The following is a 25342-nucleotide window of genomic DNA, read 5'->3' as shown; positions in this document are numbered from 1 at the left end:
CTCACGCGGCGCGGGATTGATGGGCAAGGCTTTGCGGCCGCGCGGCATTGCGGGCCGGCGACACGGAATCATCCGTATCGCCGGTCCTATCCCGTGCAATATAGGGTGTCGCCGGCATTTCGCCGACAGGCTCGTTTGACGATCCTGACGGCCCCGAGGTTCCCGACGAAAGGCCGGAGCCTGCCCGGTTCCTGTCGCCCGGCCGGATCAAACGGATGATCCGGCGCACCAGCGTGGGCCGGCTGTGGTCGGGCACCGCGCGCGAGAAATCGACGTCCGGCAGCATGCCGCGATGCGGCCTGCGCCGTTCCTCGGCATGCACCGCCGACGAATAGGTCTCGCCGATCAGCAGCGCCCAAGTAGCCACCTTGCGCTCATGCAGGCTTCTTGACCCCGGTATCTTGTAGGGATCGAACATCGGTCCGTCCTCCATATGCAAATGCGTTAAAAAGGGTGATGCGGCCTCGACCACCGGCATTCGGCCGAAGGCGCGGATCGAATCGGCCGGAACCGGACGACGAGCGTCAGCCTCGACACGACGGCAACCGTCGGTCTTGACACGATGGCAAGCATCGGTCTTGACACGTTCAGCGGGGGCGCGGCGCCCCTTTGGCAATTTGAAAAACATCGCAAGATTCCTTCGAAGGCCGAAAAGTGGGTTCGGCGGGAATCGGTGCGATGAGGACTTAAAGTGTCAGAAGAATCGTCGTACCGAAACCGCCTGCGGGCATATGTGAGCCCCGGAGAGGAGCTGGATGTGCATGGTCATCATGTGTTCCCCTCCATTCGGTTCGGGTTGACGATGGTGGGCATATACTCGACTTCGCAGAAAATGGCCACCCGCCAGTCCAGAAATCGCCAAAAGCCGGAGGTTCCTGTGGCCGATCTGCCACTTATTAGCAGGATGCGGAAATGAACGATCGTCTCCGCATCGCGCTCTACCAGCCGGATATCGCCGGCAATACCGGGACAATCCTGCGCTTCGCCGCCTGCCTGGACATCGGTGTCGATATCATCGAGCCGGCCGGCTTCCCGCTCTCCGACCGGGCGCTGAAACGGGCCGGCATGGATTATCTCGAAATGGCGGCGCTTTCCCGCCATGCCGACTGGCACGCCTTCGAGGAATGGCGGAAGGCGCATGCGCGTCGCCTGGTGCTGCTCACCACCAAGGCCACCAGCGCCTATACGGACTTCGCCTTTGCCGCCGGCGACATTCTGCTGTTCGGCCGCGAATCCGCGGGCGTGACGGAAGAAGTCCACCGGGCGGCCGACGCGCGACTGACCATTCCGATGCGGTCCGGCGCGCGCAGCATCAATGTCGCGCTCTCGGTCGCCATGGTCGCGGGCGAAGCGCTGCGCCAGCTCGGCTAGGACGCGCCGGGTTTCCTCGCTGTCCCGAACCGCCACCCCTTCCGCCGTCATTTTCGTCCAGGCGCACATCGCCTTCTCCTGCATTTGCCCTATCGATTTTTCTTGGCTACAAGCTCAACCTAACTTGAGGTCAAGCGGAATTTGAAAATGGCTCCGATGCGGGAATTGACGGTCGGCCAGGTGGCCGTGCGCAGCGGCGTGGCGGTATCGGCGCTGCATTTCTACGAGGCCCGCGGGCTGATCCGCAGCCATCGCACTTCGGGCAACCAACGGCGCTACGGCCGCGACGTGCTGCGCCGCGTGGCGATCATCCGCGTCGCCCAGGAAGTCGGCATCTCGCTCGCCGGGATCGCCCAGGCGTTCCAGTCCCTGCCCGAAGAACGCACGCCGACGCGCGAGGACTGGAACGTGCTTTCAACGGCCTGGCGCAACGAACTCGACCAGAAGATCGCCCAGCTCAAGAAATTGCGCGACGGCCTGACCGATTGCATCGGCTGCGGCTGCATGTCGATCGACAAATGTCCGCTGAGAAACAAGGAAGACCGGCTGGCCCGGGAGGGAACAGGTGCGAGGCGGCTGGCGGTGCGCTGACGGTCTGGCGCCACGGTGCATTGAGATTCAGGTCAGGCCGAGCCGGAGTCGAAGACGGGCGCGAAGCGACCAAACTGGGTGACTTCCGAGAACCGGAGCGGAGCGTACTTAAAGTACGTGAGCACCGGAAGCGCAGGAAGCCGCCGTTTGCAGGCCGGCCTCACCTACATATCAATGCACCTTAATCGGCCGCCGGCAGCCGCCGCATGGTGAACTCGATCACGTCGCCTGGACGTTCGAACCAGCTTTCGATCTCGGTCCAGTAGGCCTGTTTCGGAAAACGCTCGAACCACTCCTTGGCCTTGAGGCGCGCATCCGGGCGCGGCAGCACGAAGGTTTCGCGCAAGAAACCGTCGCGCGGCTGGTTTTCGCGCTCAGCCCGTGAGCGCTCCAGCCTCTTCTTCAAGCCATCCAGCGGCGGTCTTGCCGGGGTGCGCACGAAGGAACTCCTTGCACCTGGATCAGACAGGACTTGACCCTTGTCCTTAAGAGATTAGGGATCGCGCGCAGAAAAAACGAGTCATTTGTCAGGCAAGTGAGCCTGTGACTGGAGACCGAATTGGAAAGACCTGATCTTCCGGTGGGCCTGCCGGCCGACATCGAGCAGAAGAAGATGAAGGCCCGCCTCTGGTTCGAGGCCTTGCGCGAGCGCATCTGCGTCACCTTCGAGCAGATTGAGCAGGAGCTCACCGGCCCGCAAGCATCATGGTCGCCCGGCCATTTCGAGAAGACCCCCTGGGAGCGCGACGAAGGCCGTGGCGGCGGCGGCACCATGTCGATGATGCGCGGTCGCGTCTTCGAGAAGGTCGGCGTTCACACCTCGACCGTCTATGGCGAATTCTCGCCCGAGTTCAGGAGACAGATTCCCGGCGCCGAAGAAGACCCGCGTTTCTGGGCGAGCGGCATCTCGTTGATCGCCCACCCCTGGAACCCCAACGTGCCGGCCGTGCACATGAACACGCGCATGGTCGTCACCACGCGCCAGTGGTTCGGTGGCGGCGCGGATCTGACGCCGGTGCTCGACCGTCGCCGAACCCAGGACGATCCCGACACGATTGCCTTCCATCGCGCCATGCAGTTCGCCTGCGAGAAGAACGCCGCCGTCGCCGACTATCCCAAATTCAAAGCCTGGTGCGACGAGTATTTCTTCCTGCCGCATCGCAACGAGGCGCGCGGCATCGGCGGCATCTTCTTCGACTGGCTGCATTCGGACGAGGACAGGGGCGGCTGGAATGCCGATCTCAATTTCGTCCAGGATGTCGGACGCTCCTTTCTCGTCGTCTATGCCCATCTGGTGCGGGGCAACTTCGACCAGGACTGGACCGACGGCGAGCGTGACGAACAGCTGATCCGGCGCGGCCGCTACGTCGAATTCAACTTGCTTCACGACCGCGGCACCATCTTCGGGCTGAAGACCGGCGGCAATGTCGCCTCGATCCTGTCCAGCCTGCCGCCCGAGGTAAAATGGCCGTAACGATCCGGTGAGCCCCGGCCATGGCCGCATTGCTGTCCCATTCGCCGAATCTTGGCAGGCAATGTGGCAGGGACGATATCTTTTTCGTCTAATATCCTTTTGAAAAAATTGAGCTAATTAAGGCCGACGGGTCGGGAAGCGCCGGCGGTCGAAGCGGAGATCACCTGTCTCCGCCGGCCGTGACCCGACGCGACTTGACGGCCCTGACCAGGAGGGGTGCCCTCCCAAACGGGTGCCCTTGTTTCCAGGAGAGCATGCCATGCGCAAGCTTATCGTGACGGCGGCAGCCGCCGCCTTTCTCGCCTCCGGTGGCGCCGCGTTCGCGGCGGTGAAGCACACCACCGGCACCGTCAAGAGCTTTGATGGAACGGCCATGAGCCTTGTTCTGGACGATGGGTCGACATTCAAGCTGTCCAAGGCCTTCAAGGATCCCGGCGTTCAGGCCGGCGAGAAAGTCCGCGTGTCCTGGGACATGAGCGGCAAGAACAAAATCGCCGAGGCCGTCAAGATCATGAAGTAACGACCTTGCTCTGAAGGCCCAGTTCTCAGGCAGCAGGGAAAGGCGGGGCATGGCGCTCCGCCTTTCCTTCCATTCCGGGGTTGGGGACTTTCGATGCAACCGAACCGTCCGACACGTGTTATGGTAGTCCGGCAGAGCACCGGAAGAGGCGCGCCGCCGTTTCCCTCCCGGACTGCCAAGAAAAAAATCAAGGGCGGCCGGCCGGCCAAGGTCGAACCACCCGCGCTAGGAAAGGAAGAGTCATGAAGGAATTCCAATGCGGATCGCTGGTTCCCGGCTGTGACTGGCATACGCGCGCCGACGAGGAAGCGGAGGTCATGCGCCGGGCCGTCGAGCATATGCGCGAGACGCATGGCGAGACCGTTATTCGCGAGACCATGATCGAGGCGATCCGCTCGCGCATCCAGAAAGTTCGCGACGCCGCCTGATCGGGCCAGATCGCAGGCTTCCAAACGTCACCGGCCGACAGGCACGATGACGGATCGTTGCTTCCGGCGCATCCCGCCCTTTCGCCGGCGATCCTTCGATCGCCGGCGAAGGCACTGTTTATGCGTAATTCCAGCGAATTCTTATATTCGTAACAGCTTAGATAACCTGGCGGTAACGGTCTGCGTGCGATTCTCCCGCGCATGATCCGGCCAGAGGCGGCTGAAGCCCTTCGCCATCAAGGCGCTGTCCGGAATGGTGGGGCGAGGTGCTTCGCGCATGCGCGAGCGGTCCAACATCCGAGGCGGTCTCTGCACGGCGGTGCTCCTGTCGTGCGCCTTCCTCTTGGCGTCCGCTGCGACCGCGCAGGAATGGACCACCTCGCTCGTCGATATCCATCAGGGTTCTCCGCTCAGCGACCGCGCCAGGGGCCTCGGCAACGGCGGCTATGAGTTGCAGAGCGGAAGCTGGGTCTCCTTCGGCCGTTGGTATCACGCGAGCTGGGTCGACATGCATGTCGACTTCCTCACTCAGATCACGCCCGATACCGGCTTTCTCTGGGGATTTGGCACTGGGGAGCAAGGCGAGAAATACAGCATCGAGCCCAGCCTCAAGCTTGGTTTTCTCACTCAGGTCCATCCCAATCCGAACAGCACCCTGTCCCTTTCGGTCACCTCGGTCATCGGCGGCAACCTGACCGAAAAGCCTTGCGAGGCCGACTACGGCGAGTTCGGAACCTACAGCGTCAACTGCCGGCTGGCGGCGGGCGAGACGGCCCCCGAGGAAACGCTGAAGTATCTGGTCAGCGCGAAGCCGGAGAGCATGCATCTCTGGCTGAACTATCGTCTCACTTTCTGATCGGAGGCCGCGAATGAATTCATCTTGTCCCGAAACTCACGATCGTCCGTCCTGGTTCTGTCTGACTGGAGAATGAACATGTCGGTTAAGTCCTTGAAGTTCGGCCTCGCCGCTGCCCTCGCCGTCCTTTCGGCGCCGATGGCATCGGCTCAGGAAGCTCTGAGCCCAGACGAAATGGCTGCACTCTGCCATGGTGGCGGGTCGATCTGCGTGAGCGCAACGATCCCGGTCGCGCGGACGACGCAAGCCGTGCAGAGCTGGATGAGCCCCGACGTCGGCGCCGCGTGGGCAGCCGGCTACAAGGGTAAGGGCGTCACCATCACGATGGTCGACGACTTCAGCAGTTCGTCCCGCTTTTCCGGCAATTTCGGCATCGGCGTGCAGACCCAGCGGCACGGTGAATGGACGCGCGAGGAGGCTGGCATGATCGCTCCCGCGGCGACCATCCGCTCCAAGGATTTCTCGACGGGCACGGCCGTCCCGCTGGCCGCCGGCCGCAACGTGCTCAACCTCAGCTACGGCATGTACACCACCGCGGGTTACGGCGTGAACCAGATCGGCTGGGCCCCGGAGGAGGCGTCGATCATCTCCTATGCAACCAGAGGCTCTGCGATCGTCTCGAAGGCAGCCGGCAACGACGCGGTCGCTGTCGGTGGGGTCACGGGCGGGCAGCAGGACTACCTCGACCTTGCCCTGATCGGCAAATCGACGGCGATCTTCGTCGGCGCGCTTTCGACCAACGGCACGACGGCCAACAAGGCTCAGTTAGCCTGGTATTCCGACTATGCCGGCTCCAACCCGCTCGTGCAGAGCCACTTCCTGGTGGTCGGCGTCGAGGGCAGCAAGACCGGTCTTTACGGAACTTCGTTCGCCGCGCCGATCATCTCGGGCTACGCCGCGATCATCGGCAGCAAATTCGCCAAGGCGACGCCGGTTCAGATCACCAACGACCTGCTCAACACGGCCCGCACCGACACGCTGGTCAATTACGACCCGTCCATCTACGGCAAAGGCGAGGCAAGCCTCTCGCGCGCCCTGGCTCCCGTTGCGATACGTTGACGGGCGCCGGCGTTCCGGCCGTCTAAAGCTCCAGCGCCTGCGCGGCGCGTTCCATCAGCGCGCCGCGTTCCAGGGTGAAGCCAGACTCCATCCATTCCTTCTCGAGGTTCTTCAGCGTGGCGCCGAGTTTGGGTCCCGGCGACGCGCCAAGCTCGGTCAGGTCGGCGCCTTTGATCGGGAACACCGGCTTTTCCCATTTCAGCGTGAAATTGAGCAGGCGTGAAAAGCCGCCGGCTTCCATCATCGCCTGATTGTCCTCGACGGCACGCGTCCGCGCGGCGGCAAGCGCCAGACGAATACGGTCGAGATAGCCGTCGCGATCGCCGTAATAGAGTTTCTTGGCCAGTTCGGTCTCGGTCGCCTTGGCATCCGGCGCAACGGTCAGCGCCCAATGCCGCAGGCGATCGGCATCCTCATTCGAAAGTCGCAGCCGCTCGCCAAGCGTCTTCATACGCACGACATCGGGCGGGACGATCGCCTCCAGCCTCAGAACCGGATCGGCGATCCAGCCGAGATCCTCTCCAGCCTTGACCAGGCCATGGATGGCGTCGATGCCCCATTTCTCGCTTTCCGGCAGCACGGCGGTGAGCACGCCAGCCTGTCGCATCCACAAGAGCGCGCGCGAGGGATCCGGAGCCGACAAGAGCTTCTTCAGTTCGGACCAGACGCGTTCGGCCGAAAGTCGCGCAAGCCCATCCTTCAGCCTGGCGCAGGCCTTCAGCCCTTCCGCGTCCGGCCGTCCTTCGCCATACCAGGCAAAGAAGCGGAAAAAGCGCAGAATGCGCAGATAATCCTCGCGGATGCGCGCCTCCGCGTCGCCGATGAAACGCAGCCGCCGCGCTTCGATGTCGGCGATGCCGCCGACCAGGTCGACGACCGTGCCGTCCGCTTCGGCATAGAGGGCGTTGATGGTGAAGTCGCGCCGCTCGGCGTCGGCTTTCCAGTCACGTCCGAAAATCACTTTTGCCCGCCGCCCGTCGGTATCGATATCGGCGCGCAGCGTCGTCACCTCATAGGGCTTGCCGCCCGCGACCACCGTGACCGTGCCGTGATCGATGCCTGTCGGCACCGTCTTGAAGCCGACGGCCTTGGCGCGTCTGATCGTTTCCTCGGGCACCGTGGTCGCGGCAATGTCGACGTCGGCGACCGGTTGGCCGATCAGCGTGTTGCGCACCGCGCCGCCGGCGATACGCGCTTCGTCGCCGCCCTCCTTCAGCACGGCAAGAAGCTTCTGGAGATGCTTTTCGGCCAGCCAATCGGCCCTGCCCGAGAGAGACACCTCAGCGCTCACGCATAGAGCCTTTCATAGAGTGTGCGGACGATGCCGGCGGTGACGCCCCAGATACGCTGGCCGCCATAGGGCATATCGTAGAAGAACCATTCGAGGTCGTTCCAGAAACGGCTGTCGCGCGCGTGGTTGGCGGGGTCCATCAGGAAACTCAGGGGCACCTCGAAGGCCGCATCGACCTCGTCGGCATTGAGCGTCAGCGAAAAACCCGCCCGCACGATGGCAAGCACCGGCACGATGCGGTAGCCGCTGCCGGAGACGTAGTCGGGCATGCGGCCGATGATCTCGATGAAATCCCGCTCGAGGCCGATCTCCTCGAAGGTCTCGCGCAGCGCCGTGGCCTCGGGGCCGGGATCGGTCGGATCGATCGTGCCGCCTGGGAAAGCCACCTGGCCGGAATGGCTGCGCAGCTTCTCGGCGCGCTTGGTGAGCAGCACCATGGCGCCCTCGGCACGGTCGATCACCGGAATCAGCACCGCCGCGTCGCGCAGCGGCTTGACATGTTTGAGCCTGGGATGGCCGGAATTGAAGCGATGGTCGCCGAAATCGTCGCCGGGGACGATTGCCGCCTGCGCCGCGACGCGGGCACGAAAGTCAGCGATCGAAAACGGCGCCGGCGTCACCTGGTCCATCACGCGCTCAGCCGCTTCAGTTTCTCGGCCGGCATGATCGGATAGACCTCCCCGCCCGAGCGGACGGCGAACATCGTCTTTCCGTCGATGTCGATCTCCTCGCCATGCTCGACCAGTTCATACATCACCGGCCGCGCCACCAGAGCTTCCAGCCGTCCGCGCACCAACACATAGGGCTTCAGTCCGCTGGTTTCGTCTTCGTCGACGAAGCGCAGCGGATGGCCGGGGCCGGCGGCGACGACGTCGCCGACATTGGTGCGGAAGGTGATGACCTGGTCGTTCCCACTCCCGGACACGTTCATTTCGACGGCGATGAAGGGGGCGTCGACGACGCGGATCCCGACCCGCTCGACCGGCGTCACAAGGTAGGTCTTTCCGTCGGCATCCTTGCGCAGCACGCTGGAAAAGAGCTGCACCAGCGGCATGCGGCCGATCGGCGTGCCGAGATAGAACCAGGTCCCGTCAGCCTTGATCTCCATGTCGAGATCGCCGCAGAATTCCGGATTCCAGCGCTCGACCGGCGCCGGCCCCTTGCCGGCCCGGGCCGCGCGCGAGATCAGCGCCTCCAGGCCGCGCGCCTCGGTGGCGCCGGTCAGGCTCTGCTCGCCCGGGCTCTGCTCGCCCGGGCTCCGTTCGCCCGGTGTTTGTTCACGATGTTCGCTGCGTTCGGCCATGGTCACGAAATAGTCACTGTTGTCCCGATTGTCAGCCTTGTCCGTCCAAGTCTGTGATTTAAGTTCGAATACGGGCGCCAGGCGAGGCCGAATCGCGGCATTCTGCGGCATTGAGAATGCAGGCCGGTATTTCCAACCACAAGGATCGAACGGCATGAGCGTGATGATCAAGGAAAGCCCGATCAGCGAAAAAGCGATGATCGAGGAAGCCGAAAAGGCGCTGGCCGACGTCTCCATGGTCCGCGACGCGGTCGGCCGGGTGATCTTCGGCCAGGAGGCGGTCGTCGAACGCACGCTGGTGGCGCTGCTGGCGGGCGGCCATGCGCTGCTGGTCGGCGTGCCGGGTCTTGCCAAGACCAAGCTGGTCGAAACGCTGGGCATCGTGCTCGGCCTCGATTCGCGCCGCGTCCAGTTCACGCCCGACCTGATGCCGTCGGACATCCTCGGTTCCGAGGTGATGGAGCAGGACGAGTTCGGCAAGCGCTCCTTCCGCTTCATTTCCGGGCCGATCTTCACGCAATTGCTGATGGCCGACGAGATCAACCGCGCCTCACCGCGCACGCAATCGGCGCTGCTGCAGGCGATGCAGGAATATCACGTCACCATCGCCGGCGCCCGCCACGACCTGCCCGCGCCCTTCCACGTGCTTGCGACGCAGAACCCGCTGGAACAGGAAGGCACCTACCCGCTGCCGGAAGCCCAGCTCGACCGCTTCCTGATGCAGGTCGACATCCTCTATCCGGAGATCGAGGCGGAGCGCCGGATCCTGCTCGAAACCACCGGCGTCGACGAAGCCAAGGCCGACAATGTGCTGCAGCCGGCCAGACTGAGGGAAATCCAGACGCTGATCCGCCGCATGCCGGTGCCGGAAAGCGTCGTCGAGGCGATCCTCAAGCTGGTGCGCTCGGCCCGGCCCGGCCAGGGCAATGCCGAAACGGACAAGCACGTCGCCTGGGGGCCGGGTCCTCGCGCCAGCCAGGCGCTCACCCTGTGCGCCCGCGCGCGCGCGCTATATGATGGCAGGTTGGCACCTTCGGTCGACGACGTCCGCGCCTTGGCCGAACCGGTGCTGCAGCATCGCATGGCGCTGACTTTCGCCGCCCGCGCCGAAGGCACTTCCGTGCGTGACGTGGTGGCGAAGCTGGCAAAAGGCATCTGATGGGTCGAATAGGCGAGGTCCAGGCACCGGTTGCGACGCGCGATGCGCTCGCCCGTGGCCGGTTGCGGGCTTCATTGGTGCCGGACCTGCTGGTCGAGGCGCGCCGTATCGTCAACACGGTGATCGCCGGCTGGCACGGCCGCCGCAAGCGCGGCATCGGCGAGAATTTCTGGCAGTTCCGGCCCTATGTCGAAGGCGATTCCTCGCGCATCGACTGGCGGCGCTCCGCCAGGGACGACCACACCTATGTCCGCGATCGCGAATGGGAAGCCGCGCATACCGTCTGGCTCTGGGCCGACCCATCGCCTTCCATGCTCTACAAATCGGCCGACGCCGGCGTTTCCAAGGAATCGCGCGCGCTGGTGCTGGGGCTCGCCTTGGCCGAGCTTTTGTCGCGCAGCGGCGAGCGCATCGCCTGGCCGGGCCTGACCGACCCGTTCACCGCCCGCAACGGCGCCGAGCGCATCGCCGCCCAGTTGAGCCATGCCGCCGCGCTTCCCGCCAAGCCCGATCTGTCGGCCATCCGCCGTTTCTGCGACATCGTGCTTGTCAGCGATTTCCTCGATCCGGTCGAGGAAACCATGGCCTGGCTCGACGTGCTGGCGCGCCACGGCGTCCGCGCGCATCTGATCGAGGTCGCCGATCCTGCCGAGGAAACCTTCCCCTATGCCGGCCGCACCGAGTTCACCGATCCCGAGACCGGCGACAAGCTGACCGCCGGCCGCGCCGAGATGCTGGCCGAGGAATACCGCCTGCTTTACCGGGCCCGCCGCGAGGAATTGGCCGCCTGGTGCAAGCGTCTTGGCTGGAGCTACACCGTCAACCACACCGACCGTCTCGCCTCCGAGGCGCTGGTGCGCATCCACATGGCGCTGACCGCCGACGGTAGCAATAATGTCGGAAAGGCGGTTGCATGAGCTGGCTGCCGCTTTCCTTCGGGGCGCCCATGGTGCTGTGGGGACTTCTGGCGCTGCCGGTGATCTGGTGGTTGCTGCGGCTCACCCCGCCCAAGCCGCAAACGGAAGTGTTCCCGCCATTGAAAATCCTTGCCCGGGTCCTGAGGCGCGAGGAAACCCCGCAGCAAAGCCCGTGGTGGTTGACGCTGCTTCGGCTGCTGATGGCGGCGCTCGTCGTTATGGCGTTGGCCGAGCCGGTCTTCAATCCGCGCGAAAAACTGCCGGCGGAAGGCGCGGCCCTGGCGCTTGTCATCGACAATGGCTGGGCAAGCGCCGCCGACTGGAACAAGCGCGTGGCCACCGCCGAACGGCTGATCGCCGATGCCGGCTCGAACGGCGTGCCGGTCGTCATCGCCTTCACCGCCGAGAAGCCCAATGCCGAGATCGGCCCCTTCGATGCCTCGGCCGCGCTCGACCATCTGCGCGCTGCAAAGCCCCGGCCGATCCCCACCGACAGGCCCGCCGTCTACGCCCGCGTCGCCGCCGCGTTGGAGCGCCTGCCCGGCGCCAGCGTTGCCGTGCTCGCGGATGGCCTTGCCGCTAAAGGCGACGAGGCCGCTTTCAAGACGCTGCTCGAAAAGAACGCGACACGGCTGGTTTGGGCCATTTCCGACCGGCCTTCGCTGACCGGCCTGATTGGCGCCGACAACCAGGTCGACGGCTTCGCGCTGACCGCCATCCGCGCGCCGGGCGATCCGGCCCCGGCGCAGGTCACCGCGGGCGCCTTCGACGACAAGGGCCGCCGCATCGCCGATGCGACGCTGACCTTCGCGCCGGGCGAGGCGGCGACCACGGCCACCATGGCGGTTCCGTTCGAACTGCGCAACGATTTCGCCTCGATCGCGCTCGACGGCGAGCGCCAGGCCGGCGCCGTGCGGGTGCTGGACGAGAGTTCGAAACGGCGGCGCGTCGGCCTGCTGTCACAGAACGAGGCCGACCAGGCGCAGCCGCTTCTGTCGCCGCTCTACTACATCCGCCGCGCCCTGCAGCCCTTTGCCGACCTGGTCGAGCCGTCGAGCGCCGATCTTGCCGACGCCATTCCGCAGCTTCTCGACCAGAAGCCGGCGATGATCATCATGGCCGATGTCGGCACCATCCCGCAGCAAGTCAAGCAGCGGCTGGTCGACTGGGTCGACAAGGGCGGCACGCTGGTGCGCTTTGCCGGCCCGCGCCTTGCCGCGGCCGGCAATGACGACGACCTTTTGCCGGTCAGGCTGCGCAGTGGCGAGCGCGCGTTGGGCGGCGCGCTGTCGTGGACGACGCCGCAGGCCGTCACCGAATTCCCGAAGAACGGCCCCTTTGCCGATCTTTCACCGCCCTCCGAGGTGACGGTGAGCCGGCAGGTTCTGGCCGAGCCGACGCCCGACATCGTCGAGCGCACCTGGGCCACGCTTGCCGACGGCACGCCGCTGGTGACGGGCATGAAGAAGGACAAAGGCACGCTGGTGCTCTTCCATGTCACGCCCGAGGCGACCTGGTCGAACCTGCCGATCTCCGGCAGCTTCGTCGAGATGCTGCGACGCGTCGTGCAATTGTCGCGCAACCAGGGCGCTGCGATTGCCAATGCCGAGGCCGCCGCCGCGTCGCTCGCACCCTACCGCATGATCGGCGCCGACGGCATGCTGACGCCGCCCTCGCCGGATGCGCGGCCGCTGGTGCCCGGCGCCGGTCCGCTGCCGGTGACGCTGGAAAACCCGCCAGGCCTTTACGGTTCGGAGACCGGTGTGTTCGCGCATAATCTTCTTAACGCTTCGAGCACATTCGCGCCGCTGGCGCGCCCGCAGGTTTCGCTGCCGGTGACAACCGTCCCCTATGCCTTCGACGAATCTGAGAACCTCAAAGGACCGTTGGTCGCCATCGCGCTCCTTTTGATGGTGCTCGACACTTTGGCCGTGTTCTGGATGGGCGGCCTGCTGACGCGCCGGCCGCGCCGCACGGCCGTGACGGCAACGGCCGCCGCTCTCGTCGTGCTGGGTGGGCTCTTCGGCCACGCCGACCTTGCCCGCGCCGACGATTCGAAGCCGGGCGACACCCAGGCGATCGAGGACATCTCGAAAACCCGCATGGCCTATGTGATCACCGGCGAGCCCGGCGTCGATTCGATCAGCCGCGCCGGCCTCGAAGGCCTCACGCGCTTCCTCATCGAGAAGACCGCGCTTGAGCCCGGTCCGCCGGCAGGCGTCGACATCGCCAAGGACGAGCTGTCCTTCTTTCCGCTGATTTATTGGCCGATCGACGCGTCGGCGCCCATGCCCAGCCAGGCGGCGATCGCCCGCATCGACGCCTATATGCAGCAGGGCGGTACGGTTCTGTTCGATACGCGCGACCAGTTTTCAAACGGCATCGGCGCCGGCTCGGCAAGCCCGGCGACCGAGCGGCTGCGCGACATCCTCGGCAATCTCAACGTGCCGCCGCTGGAGCCGGTGCCTTCGGATCACGTGCTGACCAAATCCTTCTTCATCCTTCCGGAGTTCCCCGGCCGCTTCAACGGCAGCCCACTCTGGGTCGAGGCCTCGCTCGACGCCAGCAACACCGAGAACCGCCCGGTGCGCACCGGCGACGGCGTCTCGCCGATCATGATCACCGCCAATGATTTCGCCGGCGCCTGGGCCATCGACGAGAACGGCGACCCGATGCTGCCGACCGTGCCGCCGGATCCGATGCAGCGCGTCTATGCGCTGCGCGCCGGCGTCAACATCATGATGTACATGCTGACCGGCAATTACAAATCCGACCAGGTGCATGTGCCCGTGCTGCTCGAACGGCTGGGGCAGTAGGTCATGAACTGGTCGATCTCCTTCGAACCGCTGGTTTCCTGGCCGCTTTTTGGCCTGCTCTTCGTGCCGTTGCTGCTGCTGGCGCTGATCGGCCTGTGGTTCCGCCAACGCGGCTCGGCGCTGCGCTTCATCGCGCTGCTCGCGCTTGCCGCGGCATTGCTCAACCCGGTGTTCCTCGCCGAGGAACGCGAGGCGCTGAAGAGCGTCGTCGCTCTCATCGTCGATCGCAGCCAGAGCCAGGACATCGGCGACCGCGCCAAGCAGACCGACGAGGCGCTAGCCGGGTTGCAGCAGCGTCTTGCCCGCTTCAAGCAGTTCGATGTCCGTGTCGTCGAGGCCGGCAAGTCCGAAGCCGCCGACGAGCGCACCGAAACCAGGCTGTTCAGCGCGCTGGAGGGCACTTTCCGCGACGTGCCGCCGTCGCGCATCGGCGGCGCGGTCATGATCACCGATGGCGAGGTGCATGATGCGCCGGCCGGCGCACCGGAGTTCAACGCGCCGCTGCATGCGCTGATCACCGGCAACGAGCACGAGAAGGACCGCCGCATCCGCTTCGAGAACGCGCCGCGCTTCGGCCTCGTCGGCAAGCCGCTCGACATGACCTACCGCGTCATTTCGACGGAAGGCGATGGCCCTCGGGTGGACGTGCGTGTCTCGGTGAATGGCGAGCAGGTCTCGGTCGAGCACGCGACCGTCGGCCAGCCGATGAAGCTCTCGGTCACCATACCCAATGCCGGCCGCAACATCGTCCAGCTCGGCATCGACCGGGAGCCCGGCGAACTGACCGACGCCAACAACCGGGCGATCGCTTTGGTCGACGGCATCCGCGAGAACCTGCGCGTGCTCTTGGTTTCCGGCGAGCCGCATGCCGGCGAGCGCACCTGGCGCAACCTTTTGAAGTCGGACGCATCGGTCGATCTCGTCCACTTCACCATTCTGCGCCCGCCGGAAAAGCAGGACGGCACGCCGATCAACGAGCTGTCGCTGATCGCTTTCCCGACGCGCGAGCTGTTCGTCGAGAAGATCAAGGATTTCGACCTGATCATCTTCGACCGCTACCAGCACCGCGACGTGCTGCCGATCCTCTATTACGACTACATCTCCGAATATGTCGAAAAGGGCGGCGCGCTGCTGATTGCCGCCGGTCCCGAATATGCCGGCGAAAACTCCATTGCCCGCACGCCGCTGAACGCCGCGCTGCCGGCCATGCCGACCGGCGAGGTGGTGGACAAGGCCTTCTATCCGCGCCTGACCGATCTCGGCCAGCGCCATCCGGTGACGCGCGGGCTCGACGGCTCGGCGAGCGAGCCGCCGCATTGGAGCCGCTGGTTCCGCACCATCGGCGTCAAGAATCCGCAAGGCGAAGTGGTGATGAAGGGCGCCGACAACCGGCCTCTGCTCCTGCTCGACCGCAAGGGCGAAGGCCGTGTCGGCATGCTCCTCTCCGACCAGGGCTGGCTGTGGGCGCGCGGCTTCGAGGGCGGTGGACCGCATGTCCAGCTTTACCGCCGCATCGCCCACTGGCTGATGAAGGAGCCAGAACTGGAAGAGGAGCGGCTGACCGCCGACGGCCGCGGCATGATGCTTGAAATCCGCCGCCAGACGATGAGCGACGATCCCGGTCCCGCCCAGGTCATCACGCCATCCGGCAAGGCGGTGACGGTCAAGCTCGAGAAAGCCGAGCCCGGCATCTTCACCGGTAGCCTGCAGACCGGCGAGATAGGCCTTTACCAGATCGGCAATGGCGACCTTACCGCGCTTGCCCATGTCGGCCCGATCAACGCGCCGGAATTTTCCGACGTGATCTCGACCGAGGACAGGCTGAAGGCGCCTGCCGAGGCGACCGGCGGCAGCGTGCGGCGGCTGGCCCCGTCGTCGACGCTCGGCAATCTCGCCGGCGGCGTGACGCTGCCGTCGATCATCCCTGTCCGCTCTTCCGCGGCCGCTTCGGGCGACGACTGGATCGGCCTGCGCACCACCGACGACAGCACGCTCAAGGCCGTGTCGCGCGTCCCTCTGTTCGGCGGCTTCCTCGGCCTCGGCCTGCTGCTGCTCGCCATCGGCTCGATGTGGTATCGCGAAGGGCGGTAGGCTCTTCACCTCTCCCCTTGCGGGAGAGGTCGGATTGCCTCGATTTGTCCTTCACAAATCGGTTGGCAATCCGGGTAAGGGATAGTTGGCGCCAAGCTGGAACACCCCTCATTCGTCTCTGCGCTGCGCGCCGATCCACCTTCTCCCGCAAGGGGAGAAGGAAAAGAGCGCCCTGCCCCCTACTCTTCCGGTTCTGTCGTGAACAGCAGCGGATAGCCCTTGGCCTTGCCGGCGTCGGTCGCCCGCGTCGCCTTGGTCTCGGCGACATCGCGCGTAAACACCGCAACGACGCACACGCCGCGCATATGCGCGGTGATCATGACGCGGTGCGCCTGATCCTCGCTGAGCTTGAATTCGCCCTTGAGCACGGTCACGACGAACTCGCGCGGCGTGAAATCGTCATTGACGAGGATGACCTTGTAGAGCTTCGGCCGCTCGGTCTTCGGCTGCGGCTTGGTACGGGGTTTGTTGACGGTTTCGGGCATCGGATCCGGCAGCGAGAATTGGGCTCTCTCGCTCTCACTTTGTCACGTAGGAAATCATACGTCCAACTGCGCGCGCGGATATCGCCGGCCTGGACGATCAACCCTATGTGGGTAAGCGCTGCCGATGGGTCAACGGCCCTGGCGCCCGAATGGGCGGCGCATCGCGGTGCCGGATCTGCCGGAGCCGGCGTCACCATCCATGCCGGAGCCGCGTTCCATGAAGGCAAATAATATCCAGCCGGCCAATCCGATCAGCGTCATGCCGGTCAGCACGATGAGGATCCAGGACTGCGCCGGGGTGATGTAGTGGAAGCTCGAGGAGATGGCGGGCGCGAAGAGCTCGGGTTCGGTCCTGCCGCTGGCGGGATCCGGCACGGGGCTTGCGGTAAAGATGATCAACGATCGTGCGGCCGCGGTGGCGATCAGGCCGCCAAGCATCAGCGAACGCATCCGGGACGAAAACCGCTTCTTCATGCGGATTGTCCTAAAGCACCGGCATTGCGATCGGGTTAAGCATTGGACTGGGTGCGGCTAGAGCCTGCCGGTTTCGGGCTTCTGCCGCCAGTAAGCCGCTCCTGCCGAAGCCGGAGCGGCTTTGTAGAATAGGATGCCGAGGCCTGGATCAGGTCTTCGGGGCGTCCTTCTTGACGACCTTCTTCGCAGCCTTCTTGTGCTTCTTGACGGTCTTCTTGGCAACTTTCTTCATCGGCTTCGCGGTGCTGTCGGCCGGAGCAGCCGTGGTGGTCGCGGTCGAGGCAGCCGGGGCGGCGGTGGTCGTGGCGGCGGCGTTGCCGAGCGCCGGCATCGCGAAAGCGAGAGCAACACCGAGGCCGAGGGCGGAGAGGATGGACTTCTTCATGGCTTCATTTCCTTTTTCTTGCAGGCCTGGATGAGCGTCACTGAACGGGATCGATCGGTGTCACTCCAAGCAGCTTCAAAGCGTTTGCGAGCATCCGGATTCCCTGTGCCTGTTTCTTGTTGGCGCAGAACCGGTTTCCCTTTCTTTGCAGTGCTTTCGCCGCGGTGACCTGCGTTGCCGCGGCATGGGTTTCGAGGGCTTCGTCAACCTGACGGCTCAGATTGGTGCAACGCTCGGTCCGGGTGAGCGGCGCGACCTTAGCGGAGGAGGCGCCGGTCGCTGCTGTGATGAGCGATATGCTGAGCAAAGCACCCGTCACGCTGATCCAGAACCTGTGCATTGGTCTTGTCCGTTACTCCGGAAACTTGCGTCGCAGCCGATGACCTGACCGCCACGGCACCGGTTATGCCCTTGAAATTTTTCACCAGTTTTTCCCGACTGTAGAATTTTGTTTCTGGATTGTTTCTGGGGAATCCGGCCGGCGCGACGATCGTGGCCACTGGCCAAGATGTGGCCCGAATTCTATCGTGTGGGTGTTTAGCGAAGGGATATCCGGCAAACAGAATGATAGGTCTCGAGTGAAATCCGATGCACACATACTGATCGTCGACGACGACAAGGGCATACGCGACCTGCTGCAGGAGTTCTTCCAGAAGCGCGGCCTGCACACGACGGTGGCTGCCGACGGCATCGAAATGGAAGCGGTCCTGCGCCGCACGCCGGTGGACCTGATCGTTCTCGACGTGATGCTGCCCGGCAAAAGCGGGCTTGAGCTTTGCCGCGAGATCCGCGCCAACTACACCACGCCGATCATCATGCTGACCGCGGTCACTGAAACGACCGACCGCGTTGTGGGCCTTGAAATGGGCGCCGACGACTACGTGCCCAAGCCGTTCGACCCGCGCGAGCTTTTGGCCCGCATCCGCGCGGTGCTGCGGCGCAACGGCAGCGCCGAGCCGCGTCGCCCCACGGCCAAGCAGATTTACCGCTTTGCCGGCTGGACCATGGATTGCGCGAGGCGCCGCCTGACGGCGCCCGACGACGTCCGGGTGGAACTGACAATGGCGGAGTTCAACCTGCTGCAGACCTTCGTCAAGAGCGCGCAGCGCGTGCTTACCCGCGAGCAACTGATTGAGCTCTCCGGCGGCGACACCGGCTACAGCTTCGACCGCAGCGTCGACATTCTGGTGAGCCGCCTGCGCCGCAAGATGGAAGACGATCCCAAGACGCCGAAACTGATCCTGACCGTGCGCAGCGGCGGCTATCAGTTCCTGCCCGAGACGACGTCCGAATGAGACGCTTCCTGCCGCAGACACTGCCAGTCTGGGTGCTGCTCATCGTCATTGCCGGCCTCATGCTCAGCCAGGTGACGACGCTCTACATCGTGGCGCGCGACCGGGCGGCCGCCAACAGCGTCGTCGATCTCTACCGGTTGAACGACCGCGCCTATTCGCTGGTGCAGCTGATGCATGACGCCACGCCCGAAGAGCGCAAGGCGACCGCGTCCGGCCTGTTCAACTCGACCTATGCGCTGACGGTTTCGGACACGCCCGCCGTCACCTCTTCGATCGCCGGCGACGACCAGCTTGCCGAGTTGGAGGACATCCTGGTCGGCCGCCTGTCGAAGTTCGGCATCACCGATGCGCGCGTGCGGCGCGATCCGGCCACCCAGGAGGCCGATGTCCCCGATGGCCGGACGGTGAACAAGGATGTCGGCCAGGTCGAGCGCGACCTGCTGGTCCTGGCCGCGGATTTCGCGCAGAGCGACAAACTGACCGCCTCCCTGCGCTTTTCCGACGGCCAGTGGCTGAATTTCACCGAGCCGATCACGCCGGCGGGACCTATTCTCAGCCTCGACAGCCTGCCGCTCTATTCGCTGATCGCCGGTTTGATCGTGGTCATGTCGATATGGTCGCTGCGCCGGCTGACCGCGCCCTACCGGATGATGGAAACGGCGGTGACCCGCATCGGCAATGACCTGAAAAGCCCGCCGATCGCCGAAAGCGGCAGCCGCGAGATCCGCGCTGCGGCAAAGGCCATCAACGCCATGCAGATGCGGCTGCGCGATTATGTCGAAGACCGCGAGCACCTCGCGGCGGCGCTGGCGCATGATCTGCGCACGCCGCTGACCCGGATGCGCCTGCGCCTCGAACTGTTGCGCAGGTCGCCGGCGCGCGAGGCGCTGGCGCACGACCTTGCCGACATCGAAAGCATCGCGAGCTCTGTCATAGACTTCGCCAAATTCGAGGTGACCGAAGAAAAGGCCGAGCGGATCGATTTCTGGTCGCTGGTTGAATCGGTCGCGGACTCCTTCGACGGCGCATCCTTCGACGAAGACGTTGTCCCGTCGCGCGGGCTGATCTGCATCGCGCGGCCGGTGGCGCTGCGGCGCTGCATCACCAATCTCATCCAGAACGCGGTGACCTACGGCAAGAAGGCGCATCTCGGCGTGCGGCGATCGGGCGACACGATCACGCTCTCGATCCGCGACGAAGGCCCGGGCATCCCGCAGGCGAAGCTGGACGCGGTGTTCGGCTCCTTCGTGCGGCTGGAGGAATCGCGCAATCGCACCACCGGCGGCCTCGGCCTCGGCCTCACCATCGCCCGCAACATCGCCCGCGGCGCGGGCGGCGAGGTCGATCTTTCCAACTACCCTGGAGGCGGCCTGCTGACGGAGCTGCGGCTACCGGTGGCAGCTTGAGTCAGGAGCGGCCTCAGTCCGCCGTCCGCGCCTCTGGATCAGCCGAACCATCCTTGTGATAGTGCGGTCCGCCTGACCACGAGAGAGACACGCCCATGTTCTACGCCGTCCTCGCCTACCACGTCGAAGACACAGTGCAGTCCTGGACGCCCGACGAGGATGCGGCGCTGATGAAGGACCTGCTCGAGGTCAACGACAGGCTGACACGCGACGGCAAGCTCGGGCCGGCCGCGCGGCTGGCCGCGACCGCACAGGCTGTGACGTTGCGCGGTCCGGGCGACGGCATGGTGATCGACGGTCCCTTCGCCGAGACCAAGGAGCAGTTGCTCGGCCTCTATGTCCTCGACTGTGCGAACCAGGACGAGGCGATCGCCGCCGTGCGCGATCTCAAGCGCGTCAACCCAAGCGCCGTCTACGAGATCCGACCGATCGCGCTTTATCTGCCCGGGGCGCCGCTGACGGTAAGTTGAGACAGGTTCCCGAGCATGCTTCAGGCCGGTGTCGCGGCCTCGATTTCCCGTCCCAGCCGGAGCATCTCGCCGACCACCAGGTCGAGATCGTCGCGGCGCGTGCGGTGATTGGCAATCGCCACCCTCAGGCAGTGCCGGCCGTGCACGGTCGTGTCGGACAGGGCCGCGATGCCCTCCTCCTGGAGTCTCAGCATGATCTCCGTGTTGAAAGCCTTGAGCCGCTCTTCGGACCCGCCCGCCAGCCGGTGGCGGAAGCTGACGATGTTGATTGTGGTCGGCGCCATCAGCTCAAGTGTTGGCTCCGCTTCGATCAGTCGGGTCAGGTAGCGAGCCTGGGCGATGTTCTGGTCGATCAGCCGGCCGAACTTTTCGACGCCGTGCTCCTTTAGCGCCATCCAGATTTTGAGCGCCCGGAAGCCCCGCGATGTCTGCAAGCCGTAATCGTGAAGCCACTCTCCGGACGCGAGGCCGCGCGGCGTCGATTCCAGATATTCCGGGGTGACGGCGAATGTGTTGCGGTGCGCGGATGCGTCCCGCACCAGCGCGCAGCCGGCTTCGAACGGCGCGTGCAGCCATTTGTGCGGATCGAGCGCGATGGAATCCGCCCGCTCGATGCCTGCGACGAGCGATCGGCTCTCGGGCGCGATCGCGATCAGCGCCCCGATACAGCCGTCGACATGGAACCAGAGGTCCTCTTCGCCCGCCACGCTCGCCAGCGCCTGAAGATCGTCGACGGCGCCGGTGTTGACGGTCCCGGCGGTGCCGATCACGCAGGCCGGCTTGAATCCCGCCGCGCGGTCCTCCGCGATTGCCGACTTGAGCGCGGCGATATCGATGCACAGGCCTGCATCGGTCGGGATCCGCCGCAGCGCCCGATTGCCGAGGCCCAGCGCCTCCATGGCCTTGCGGTGGCAGGAATGCACCTGGTCCGAAGCGTAGTAGCGCAACGGCCTGGGGATGGCGCCGACGCCACGTTCGCGCACGTCGACGCCTGCCTTGACGTTGCGCGCCACGGTCAGGCCGATGATGTTGGCCATCGAGCCGCCGCTGACCAGCGTGCCGCTGGCCGAGGCCGGGAAGCCGACCATCTCCTTCATCCAGTTGACGACCTGGCTGTCCATCAGTCCGGCGGCATGGTTGCCGCCGCCGAGATTGGAACCCTGGATCGCTGCCAGGAAGTCGCCGAGCGCGCCGGTGAAGTTGCTGGACCCCATGTACCAGGACCAGAAACGAGGATGGACGTTACCCATCGGGTAAGGCATCAAATTGCGGGCGACGTCGTCATAGACGTCGGCCACCGGCGCCGGCGAGCGCGGCAACGGTGCGCCGAAGAATGCCCGCACCTCGGTCGGCGTCGCGCGCCAGACCGGCCGGTCGCGGACATCCTTGAGATAGGCGATGGCATCGTCGAGGATCCGGTGCGAGAGCGCTCCCACATCGGTCCAATCCGGCGGATCGAGCGTTTCTTCCGCGTTCGTCGCTTCCTGAAATGGATCCATCTCGCCTCTCCCGCCGGCGCGGGTCGACCCGCGCATAAAAGAATGACGCCGCCATGCGGGGGCGGCGTCGCGGTCGGTGTTGTCAGGCTTCGAACTGGCAGCTTGGCGTCGAACGCGACAGCGCCGTTTCCTCGGCGTCCATGTCGGCCTCGATGCCATCGAAGAGCGGCGTCGACATGTAGCGCTCACCTGTGTCGGGCAGCATGCACAGGATCACCGACCCGGCCGGTGCCTTGCCCGCGATTTGCCGCGCCACGGCGAACGTCGCGCCGCCCGAAATGCCTGTGAAGATGCCTTCCTGCTGCGCCAGCGCCTTCGCCCATTTGATGCCTTCGGGACCGGAGATCGGCACCAACTCGTCATAGTAGCGCTGGTCGATCGCCTCCTGCAGCACGTTGGGGATGAAATCCGGCGTCCAGCCCTGGATCGGATGCGGCTCGAAGGCCGGGTGGCTGGCGGCCGGCGCGCCGCCGGTGCCGCGCTCTTGGCGCTTGCCGCTGCCGATCAGCTGCGCGTTCGCCGGTTCGGTCAGCACGATCTTGACCTCCGGCCGCTCTCGGCGCAGCACACGGCCGACGCCGGCAACCGTGCCGCCGGTGCCGTAGCCGGTGACCAGATAGTCGAGGCGCGACCCGGCGAAATCATTGATGATCTCGCGCGCCGTCGTCGCCTCATGGATGGCGGCATTGGCCTCGGTCTCGAACTGGCGCGCCAGGAACCAGCCATTGGCTTCGGCGAGCTCGACCGCCTTCTTGTACATGCCGAAACCCTTCTGGGCGCGCGGTGTCAGCACCACCTTGGCGCCAAGCATGCGCATCAGCTTGCGCCGCTCGATGGAGAAGCTGTCGGCCATCGTCACCACCAGCGGATAGCCTTTCTGCGCACAGACCATGGCAAGGCCGATGCCGGTGTTGCCGCTCGTCGCCTCCACCACCGTCTGGCCGGGCTTGAGCTTACCGCTGCGCTCGCCTTCCTCGATGATGTTGAGCGCCAGCCGGTCCTTGACCGAGGCCGCCGGATTGAAGAACTCGGCCTTCACATAGATCGTCGCGTGACCCGGCCCGAGATTGTTGACGCGGATGACCGGCGTGTCGCCGACGGTATCGAGAATGCTGTCGAACAGCCGGCCGCGCCCGGACGTGGTTCTGATCTTCAATTGATGCAACATGGCTTTCTCCTCGATGTCCTCACGTGCCGGTTACAGACCGGCAGCTTTGGCGGCGCGGTTTCGACACCTGGCCGCGATAGGTCGCTTGATCTGCCGCAAAAGCGGCAACGGCGGCGTCCGGCGCGGAATGGGGCTGCCGGCTGCCTCCTGTCGTCTTTGGTGATAGAATATGGACCAACTGGCCAGCGTTGGAGAAAGCGTGGAAACATACGTGGAATCCACCCGATCGAGCCTGCCCGTCCCCGTAGGCCTGTCCGTGAGGCTGCTCGGGCAACTGACGGTTGCCCGCGATGGGGTGCCCGTTACCTTGCCCTCGTCGCGCAAGCTGCGCGCGCTGCTTGCCTATCTGGCGCTGGCGCCCCACCCTGTCAGCCGCAGCCGCCTTTGCGAACTTTTCTGGGACGTGCCCAACGATCCGCGCGGCGAGCTGCGCTGGTGCCTGAGCAAGCTGCGCGTCGCGCTTGACGACCCGGATCGGCGCCGGGTCGAAACCCATGGCGATACGGTGTCGCTTCGCCTCGACGATGTCCATGTGGACGCGCTGGATGCCGCCGCGGCGGTGGCCGAAGGGGTCGAGACGCTCGATCTCATGCGGTTACAGGCGCTTTCGCAACATTTCGCCGGCGACTTTCTCGACGGTCTTGAGCTCGATCGCAGCCCGCATTTCGGCAGTTGGCTGACGGCGCAGCGCCGCCGTTTCAGCGCGTGCCATGTCGCCGTCCTGGAGCACATCATCGGTCTTGTCCCGCCCGGAGCCGATGAGGCCGGCGCCTATATCGACAAATGGCTGGAGCTCGCGCCGTTCGATGGCCGTGCGCATGTGGCGCTGCTGGAAAATCTGGCCCGGCGCGGACAGATCGGCGCCGGCGAGGAGCATCTTGCCACGGCGGCGGAGCTGTTCCACTCGGAGGATCTGGATTTCACGCCGCTGCGCGAGGCGTGGCAGGAGATAAGAGCACGGAACGCCGGCGCAACGCCATGCGCCAGATCCGGGTCGGCTTTCCCGGTCTCGGAGCCGCCCGTCGCCGCTATCGAATCCGAGCCTGTTGCGACACGCCGGGCGTCGCTCGCGGTGATGCCGTTTGCGGAGAGCGCCGGCGCTGGCGGCTTCCGCGGCGGCCTCGCCGACGGCCTCACGCATGACATCATCACGCGGCTTGCCAAGCTTCGCGATTTCTTCGTCATCGCCCGCGGCTCGGTCTTCGCGCTCGCCGAGAAGAACATTGCGCCGGAAGATGCCGGACGCAGGCTGAATGTAGACTATGTCACGACGGGCTCGGTGCGCAGCCTGCCGGGCCGTATCGTCGTTTCCATTGAGCTTGTAGAGGTGCGCACGGCGAGAATCGTCTGGGCCGAGACCTTCGAGCACAATCCCGACGACGTCTTCATCGTCATCGAGGATATCGGCAACAGCATCGTCTCCTCGATCGCCGCCGAGATCGCGACGGTGGAGCGCAACCGCGCATTGCTGAAAGCGCCAAACTCGCTCAATGCCTGGGAGGCGTATCATCGTGGTCTCTGGCACATGTATCGCTTCACCCGCCAGGAAAACGAGCTGGCGCAGCATTTCTTCGGCGAGGCGTTGAAGCTCGATCCCACTTTCGCGCGCGCCTATGCCGGCATGTCCTTCACCCATTGGCAGAATGCCTTCCAGCGCTGGGGTGAGCGCGATCGCGAGGCCGCGCTTGCCTTCGAAAGCGCCGGCCGGAGCCTTTTGGTCGACGACCGCAACCCGGCCGCCCATTGGGCCATGGGGCGGGCGCTGTGGCTGCGCGGCGAGCAGGACGGTTCATTGCTCGAGCTGGCGAGCGCCGTCGACCTCAGCCCCAATTTCGCGCTCGGCCACTATGCGCTGTCCTTCGTCCATTCGCAGTCGGGCGACCCGCAATCGGCGATCGGTTCGTCCGATCATTCGCGTCATCTCAGCCCCTTCGATCCGCTGCTGTTCGGCATGATGGGCGCCCGCGCCATGGCGCATGCGCGGCTCGGCGAATACAACGAGGCCGCGGAATGGGCGCTGAAGGCGGCCGCGAGGCCAAACGCTCATGTCATCATCCTGGCGATCGCCGCCCATTGCCTGGCGCTGGCCGGCCGGCGGGACGAGGCCCGGAATTACGCCGCCATGATCCGCAACACCTTTCCGAATTATCGCGCCGACGACTTCATCGCGACATTCCGTTTCGACCGGGATGGTGAGGCTCTCTTCCGGAATGGCGCGAAGCTGATCGGGCTGAATTGAATCCAATCGGGCCTAATGCATGTCGCGCAAAAGTGTGCAGCGGTT

At 65.1% G+C, this 25342-nt stretch carries 26 protein-coding genes; 15 read left to right on the top strand and 11 right to left on the bottom strand.

The window, feature by feature from the left end:
* Position 1: 1 nt before the first annotated feature.
* Positions 2 to 418, bottom strand: a complete 417-nt coding sequence (locus tag FJ957_RS01865) for a hypothetical protein (protein ID WP_246674149.1) — start codon at positions 416 to 418, stop codon at positions 2 to 4.
* Between the two features lie 494 nt (positions 419 to 912).
* Here FJ957_RS01865 and FJ957_RS01860 point away from each other — a divergent pair, with 494 nt between their 5' ends.
* A complete protein-coding gene (locus tag FJ957_RS01860; RefSeq protein ID WP_140827879.1) occupies positions 913 to 1371 on the top strand; it encodes a tRNA (cytidine(34)-2'-O)-methyltransferase in 459 nt (152 codons plus the stop codon).
* 147 nt (positions 1372 to 1518) lie between these two features.
* Complete coding sequence (soxR, locus tag FJ957_RS01855; protein WP_140827877.1) at positions 1519 to 1962, top strand: redox-sensitive transcriptional activator SoxR; 444 nt, start codon at positions 1519 to 1521, stop codon at positions 1960 to 1962.
* A gap of 181 nt (positions 1963 to 2143) precedes the next feature.
* On the opposite strand, the gene FJ957_RS01850 is transcribed toward soxR, so the two are convergent.
* Positions 2144 to 2401 carry a hypothetical protein gene (locus tag FJ957_RS01850; RefSeq protein ID WP_140645749.1) on the bottom strand — a complete coding sequence of 86 codons (258 nt, stop codon included), beginning with the start codon at positions 2399 to 2401 and terminating at the stop codon, positions 2144 to 2146.
* Between the two features lie 120 nt (positions 2402 to 2521).
* Between FJ957_RS01850 and hemF the strand changes: the two genes are divergently transcribed.
* The 5 genes from hemF (at position 2522) to FJ957_RS01820 (ending at position 6299) form a co-directional block, all read left to right on the top strand.
* On the top strand, positions 2522 to 3436 hold the full coding sequence (gene hemF / locus FJ957_RS01845; protein ID WP_140827875.1) for an oxygen-dependent coproporphyrinogen oxidase: 915 nt from the start codon (positions 2522 to 2524) through the stop codon (positions 3434 to 3436).
* A gap of 259 nt (positions 3437 to 3695) precedes the next feature.
* Positions 3696 to 3956, top strand: a complete 261-nt coding sequence (locus FJ957_RS01835; protein WP_140645747.1) for a DUF1344 domain-containing protein — start codon at positions 3696 to 3698, stop codon at positions 3954 to 3956.
* A 242-nt stretch (positions 3957 to 4198) separates the two neighbouring features.
* The gene (locus FJ957_RS01830; protein ID WP_008877709.1) at positions 4199 to 4384 is read left to right on the top strand and encodes a DUF1059 domain-containing protein; all 186 of its coding nucleotides are present in this window, start codon (positions 4199 to 4201) and stop codon (positions 4382 to 4384) included.
* A gap of 277 nt (positions 4385 to 4661) precedes the next feature.
* The gene (locus tag FJ957_RS01825; RefSeq protein ID WP_140827872.1) at positions 4662 to 5240 is read left to right on the top strand and encodes a hypothetical protein; all 579 of its coding nucleotides are present in this window, start codon (positions 4662 to 4664) and stop codon (positions 5238 to 5240) included.
* 78 nt (positions 5241 to 5318) lie between these two features.
* Positions 5319 to 6299 (top strand): S8 family serine peptidase, encoded by a 981-nt coding sequence (locus tag FJ957_RS01820; protein ID WP_140827868.1) that lies wholly within the window; start codon positions 5319 to 5321, stop codon positions 6297 to 6299.
* A 22-nt stretch (positions 6300 to 6321) separates the two neighbouring features.
* Here the strand turns inward: FJ957_RS01820 and FJ957_RS01815 are convergent, their stop codons facing one another.
* The 3 genes from FJ957_RS01815 to FJ957_RS01805 are packed head-to-tail and all read right to left on the bottom strand — an operon-like array spanning position 6322 to position 8893.
* A complete protein-coding gene (locus FJ957_RS01815) occupies positions 6322 to 7590 on the bottom strand; it encodes a CCA tRNA nucleotidyltransferase (RefSeq protein WP_140827866.1) in 1269 nt (422 codons plus the stop codon).
* Positions 7587 to 8219 carry a CoA pyrophosphatase gene (locus tag FJ957_RS01810; RefSeq protein ID WP_140827864.1) on the bottom strand — a complete coding sequence of 211 codons (633 nt, stop codon included), beginning with the start codon at positions 8217 to 8219 and terminating at the stop codon, positions 7587 to 7589. The genes FJ957_RS01815 and FJ957_RS01810 overlap by 4 nt, the downstream gene beginning before the upstream one ends.
* Positions 8219 to 8893 carry a DUF1285 domain-containing protein gene (locus FJ957_RS01805; RefSeq protein ID WP_246685771.1) on the bottom strand — a complete coding sequence of 225 codons (675 nt, stop codon included), beginning with the start codon at positions 8891 to 8893 and terminating at the stop codon, positions 8219 to 8221. The genes FJ957_RS01810 and FJ957_RS01805 overlap by 1 nt, the downstream gene beginning before the upstream one ends.
* A gap of 154 nt (positions 8894 to 9047) precedes the next feature.
* On the opposite strand from FJ957_RS01805, the gene FJ957_RS01800 reads away from it, so the two are divergent.
* Genes FJ957_RS01800 through FJ957_RS01785 form a run of 4 tightly spaced genes read left to right on the top strand, consistent with a single transcriptional unit; the run spans position 9048 to position 15876 of the window.
* Complete coding sequence (locus tag FJ957_RS01800; protein WP_140827862.1) at positions 9048 to 10052, top strand: MoxR family ATPase; 1005 nt, start codon at positions 9048 to 9050, stop codon at positions 10050 to 10052.
* Positions 10052 to 10969 (top strand): DUF58 domain-containing protein, encoded by a 918-nt coding sequence (locus tag FJ957_RS01795; protein ID WP_140827860.1) that lies wholly within the window; start codon positions 10052 to 10054, stop codon positions 10967 to 10969. Before FJ957_RS01800 ends, FJ957_RS01795 begins: the two co-directional genes overlap by 1 nt.
* Positions 10966 to 13785, top strand: coding sequence for a DUF4159 domain-containing protein (locus FJ957_RS01790; protein WP_140827858.1), 2820 nt, complete (start codon positions 10966 to 10968; stop codon positions 13783 to 13785). The genes FJ957_RS01795 and FJ957_RS01790 overlap by 4 nt, the downstream gene beginning before the upstream one ends.
* 3 nt (positions 13786 to 13788) lie before the next feature.
* The gene (locus FJ957_RS01785) at positions 13789 to 15876 is read left to right on the top strand and encodes a hypothetical protein (RefSeq protein ID WP_140827856.1); all 2088 of its coding nucleotides are present in this window, start codon (positions 13789 to 13791) and stop codon (positions 15874 to 15876) included.
* A gap of 179 nt (positions 15877 to 16055) precedes the next feature.
* On the opposite strand, the gene clpS is transcribed toward FJ957_RS01785, so the two are convergent.
* The 4 genes from clpS to FJ957_RS01765 all read right to left on the bottom strand — a co-directional run bounded on the left by clpS (position 16056) and on the right by FJ957_RS01765 (position 17560).
* A complete protein-coding gene (gene clpS, locus FJ957_RS01780) occupies positions 16056 to 16361 on the bottom strand; it encodes an ATP-dependent Clp protease adapter ClpS (RefSeq protein ID WP_140827854.1) in 306 nt (101 codons plus the stop codon).
* 129 nt (positions 16362 to 16490) lie between these two features.
* A complete protein-coding gene (locus FJ957_RS01775; protein WP_140827849.1) occupies positions 16491 to 16835 on the bottom strand; it encodes a hypothetical protein in 345 nt (114 codons plus the stop codon).
* A 148-nt stretch (positions 16836 to 16983) separates the two neighbouring features.
* Positions 16984 to 17220, bottom strand: a complete 237-nt coding sequence (locus FJ957_RS01770; protein WP_140827847.1) for a hypothetical protein — start codon at positions 17218 to 17220, stop codon at positions 16984 to 16986.
* A 37-nt stretch (positions 17221 to 17257) separates the two neighbouring features.
* On the bottom strand, positions 17258 to 17560 hold the full coding sequence (locus FJ957_RS01765; RefSeq protein ID WP_140827845.1) for a hypothetical protein: 303 nt from the start codon (positions 17558 to 17560) through the stop codon (positions 17258 to 17260).
* A 238-nt stretch (positions 17561 to 17798) separates the two neighbouring features.
* Here FJ957_RS01765 and FJ957_RS01760 point away from each other — a divergent pair, with 238 nt between their 5' ends.
* The 3 genes from FJ957_RS01760 (at position 17799) to FJ957_RS01750 (ending at position 20391) form a co-directional block, all read left to right on the top strand.
* Complete coding sequence (locus tag FJ957_RS01760) at positions 17799 to 18515, top strand: response regulator transcription factor (RefSeq protein WP_140645734.1); 717 nt, start codon at positions 17799 to 17801, stop codon at positions 18513 to 18515.
* Complete coding sequence (locus FJ957_RS01755; protein WP_140827843.1) at positions 18512 to 19921, top strand: ATP-binding protein; 1410 nt, start codon at positions 18512 to 18514, stop codon at positions 19919 to 19921. The genes FJ957_RS01760 and FJ957_RS01755 overlap by 4 nt, the downstream gene beginning before the upstream one ends.
* 95 nt (positions 19922 to 20016) lie before the next feature.
* Complete coding sequence (locus tag FJ957_RS01750) at positions 20017 to 20391, top strand: YciI family protein (protein ID WP_140827841.1); 375 nt, start codon at positions 20017 to 20019, stop codon at positions 20389 to 20391.
* Between the two features lie 20 nt (positions 20392 to 20411).
* Here the strand turns inward: FJ957_RS01750 and FJ957_RS01745 are convergent, their stop codons facing one another.
* Positions 20412 to 21890, bottom strand: coding sequence for a pyridoxal-dependent decarboxylase (locus tag FJ957_RS01745; protein WP_140827839.1), 1479 nt, complete (start codon positions 21888 to 21890; stop codon positions 20412 to 20414).
* Between the two features lie 82 nt (positions 21891 to 21972).
* Positions 21973 to 23058, bottom strand: coding sequence for a pyridoxal-phosphate dependent enzyme (locus FJ957_RS01740; RefSeq protein WP_140827837.1), 1086 nt, complete (start codon positions 23056 to 23058; stop codon positions 21973 to 21975).
* 169 nt (positions 23059 to 23227) lie between these two features.
* Between FJ957_RS01740 and FJ957_RS01735 the strand changes: the two genes are divergently transcribed.
* On the top strand, positions 23228 to 25297 hold the full coding sequence (locus FJ957_RS01735) for a transcriptional regulator (protein WP_246685751.1): 2070 nt from the start codon (positions 23228 to 23230) through the stop codon (positions 25295 to 25297).
* Positions 25298 to 25342 lie beyond the last annotated feature (45 nt).

The organism is Mesorhizobium sp. B2-4-6, from assembly GCF_006442775.1.
Classification (GTDB): domain Bacteria; phylum Pseudomonadota; class Alphaproteobacteria; order Rhizobiales; family Rhizobiaceae; genus Mesorhizobium.
The sequence above is the reverse complement of the archived record's forward strand: the minus strand, read 5'-3'. Positions and strand labels throughout refer to the sequence as shown.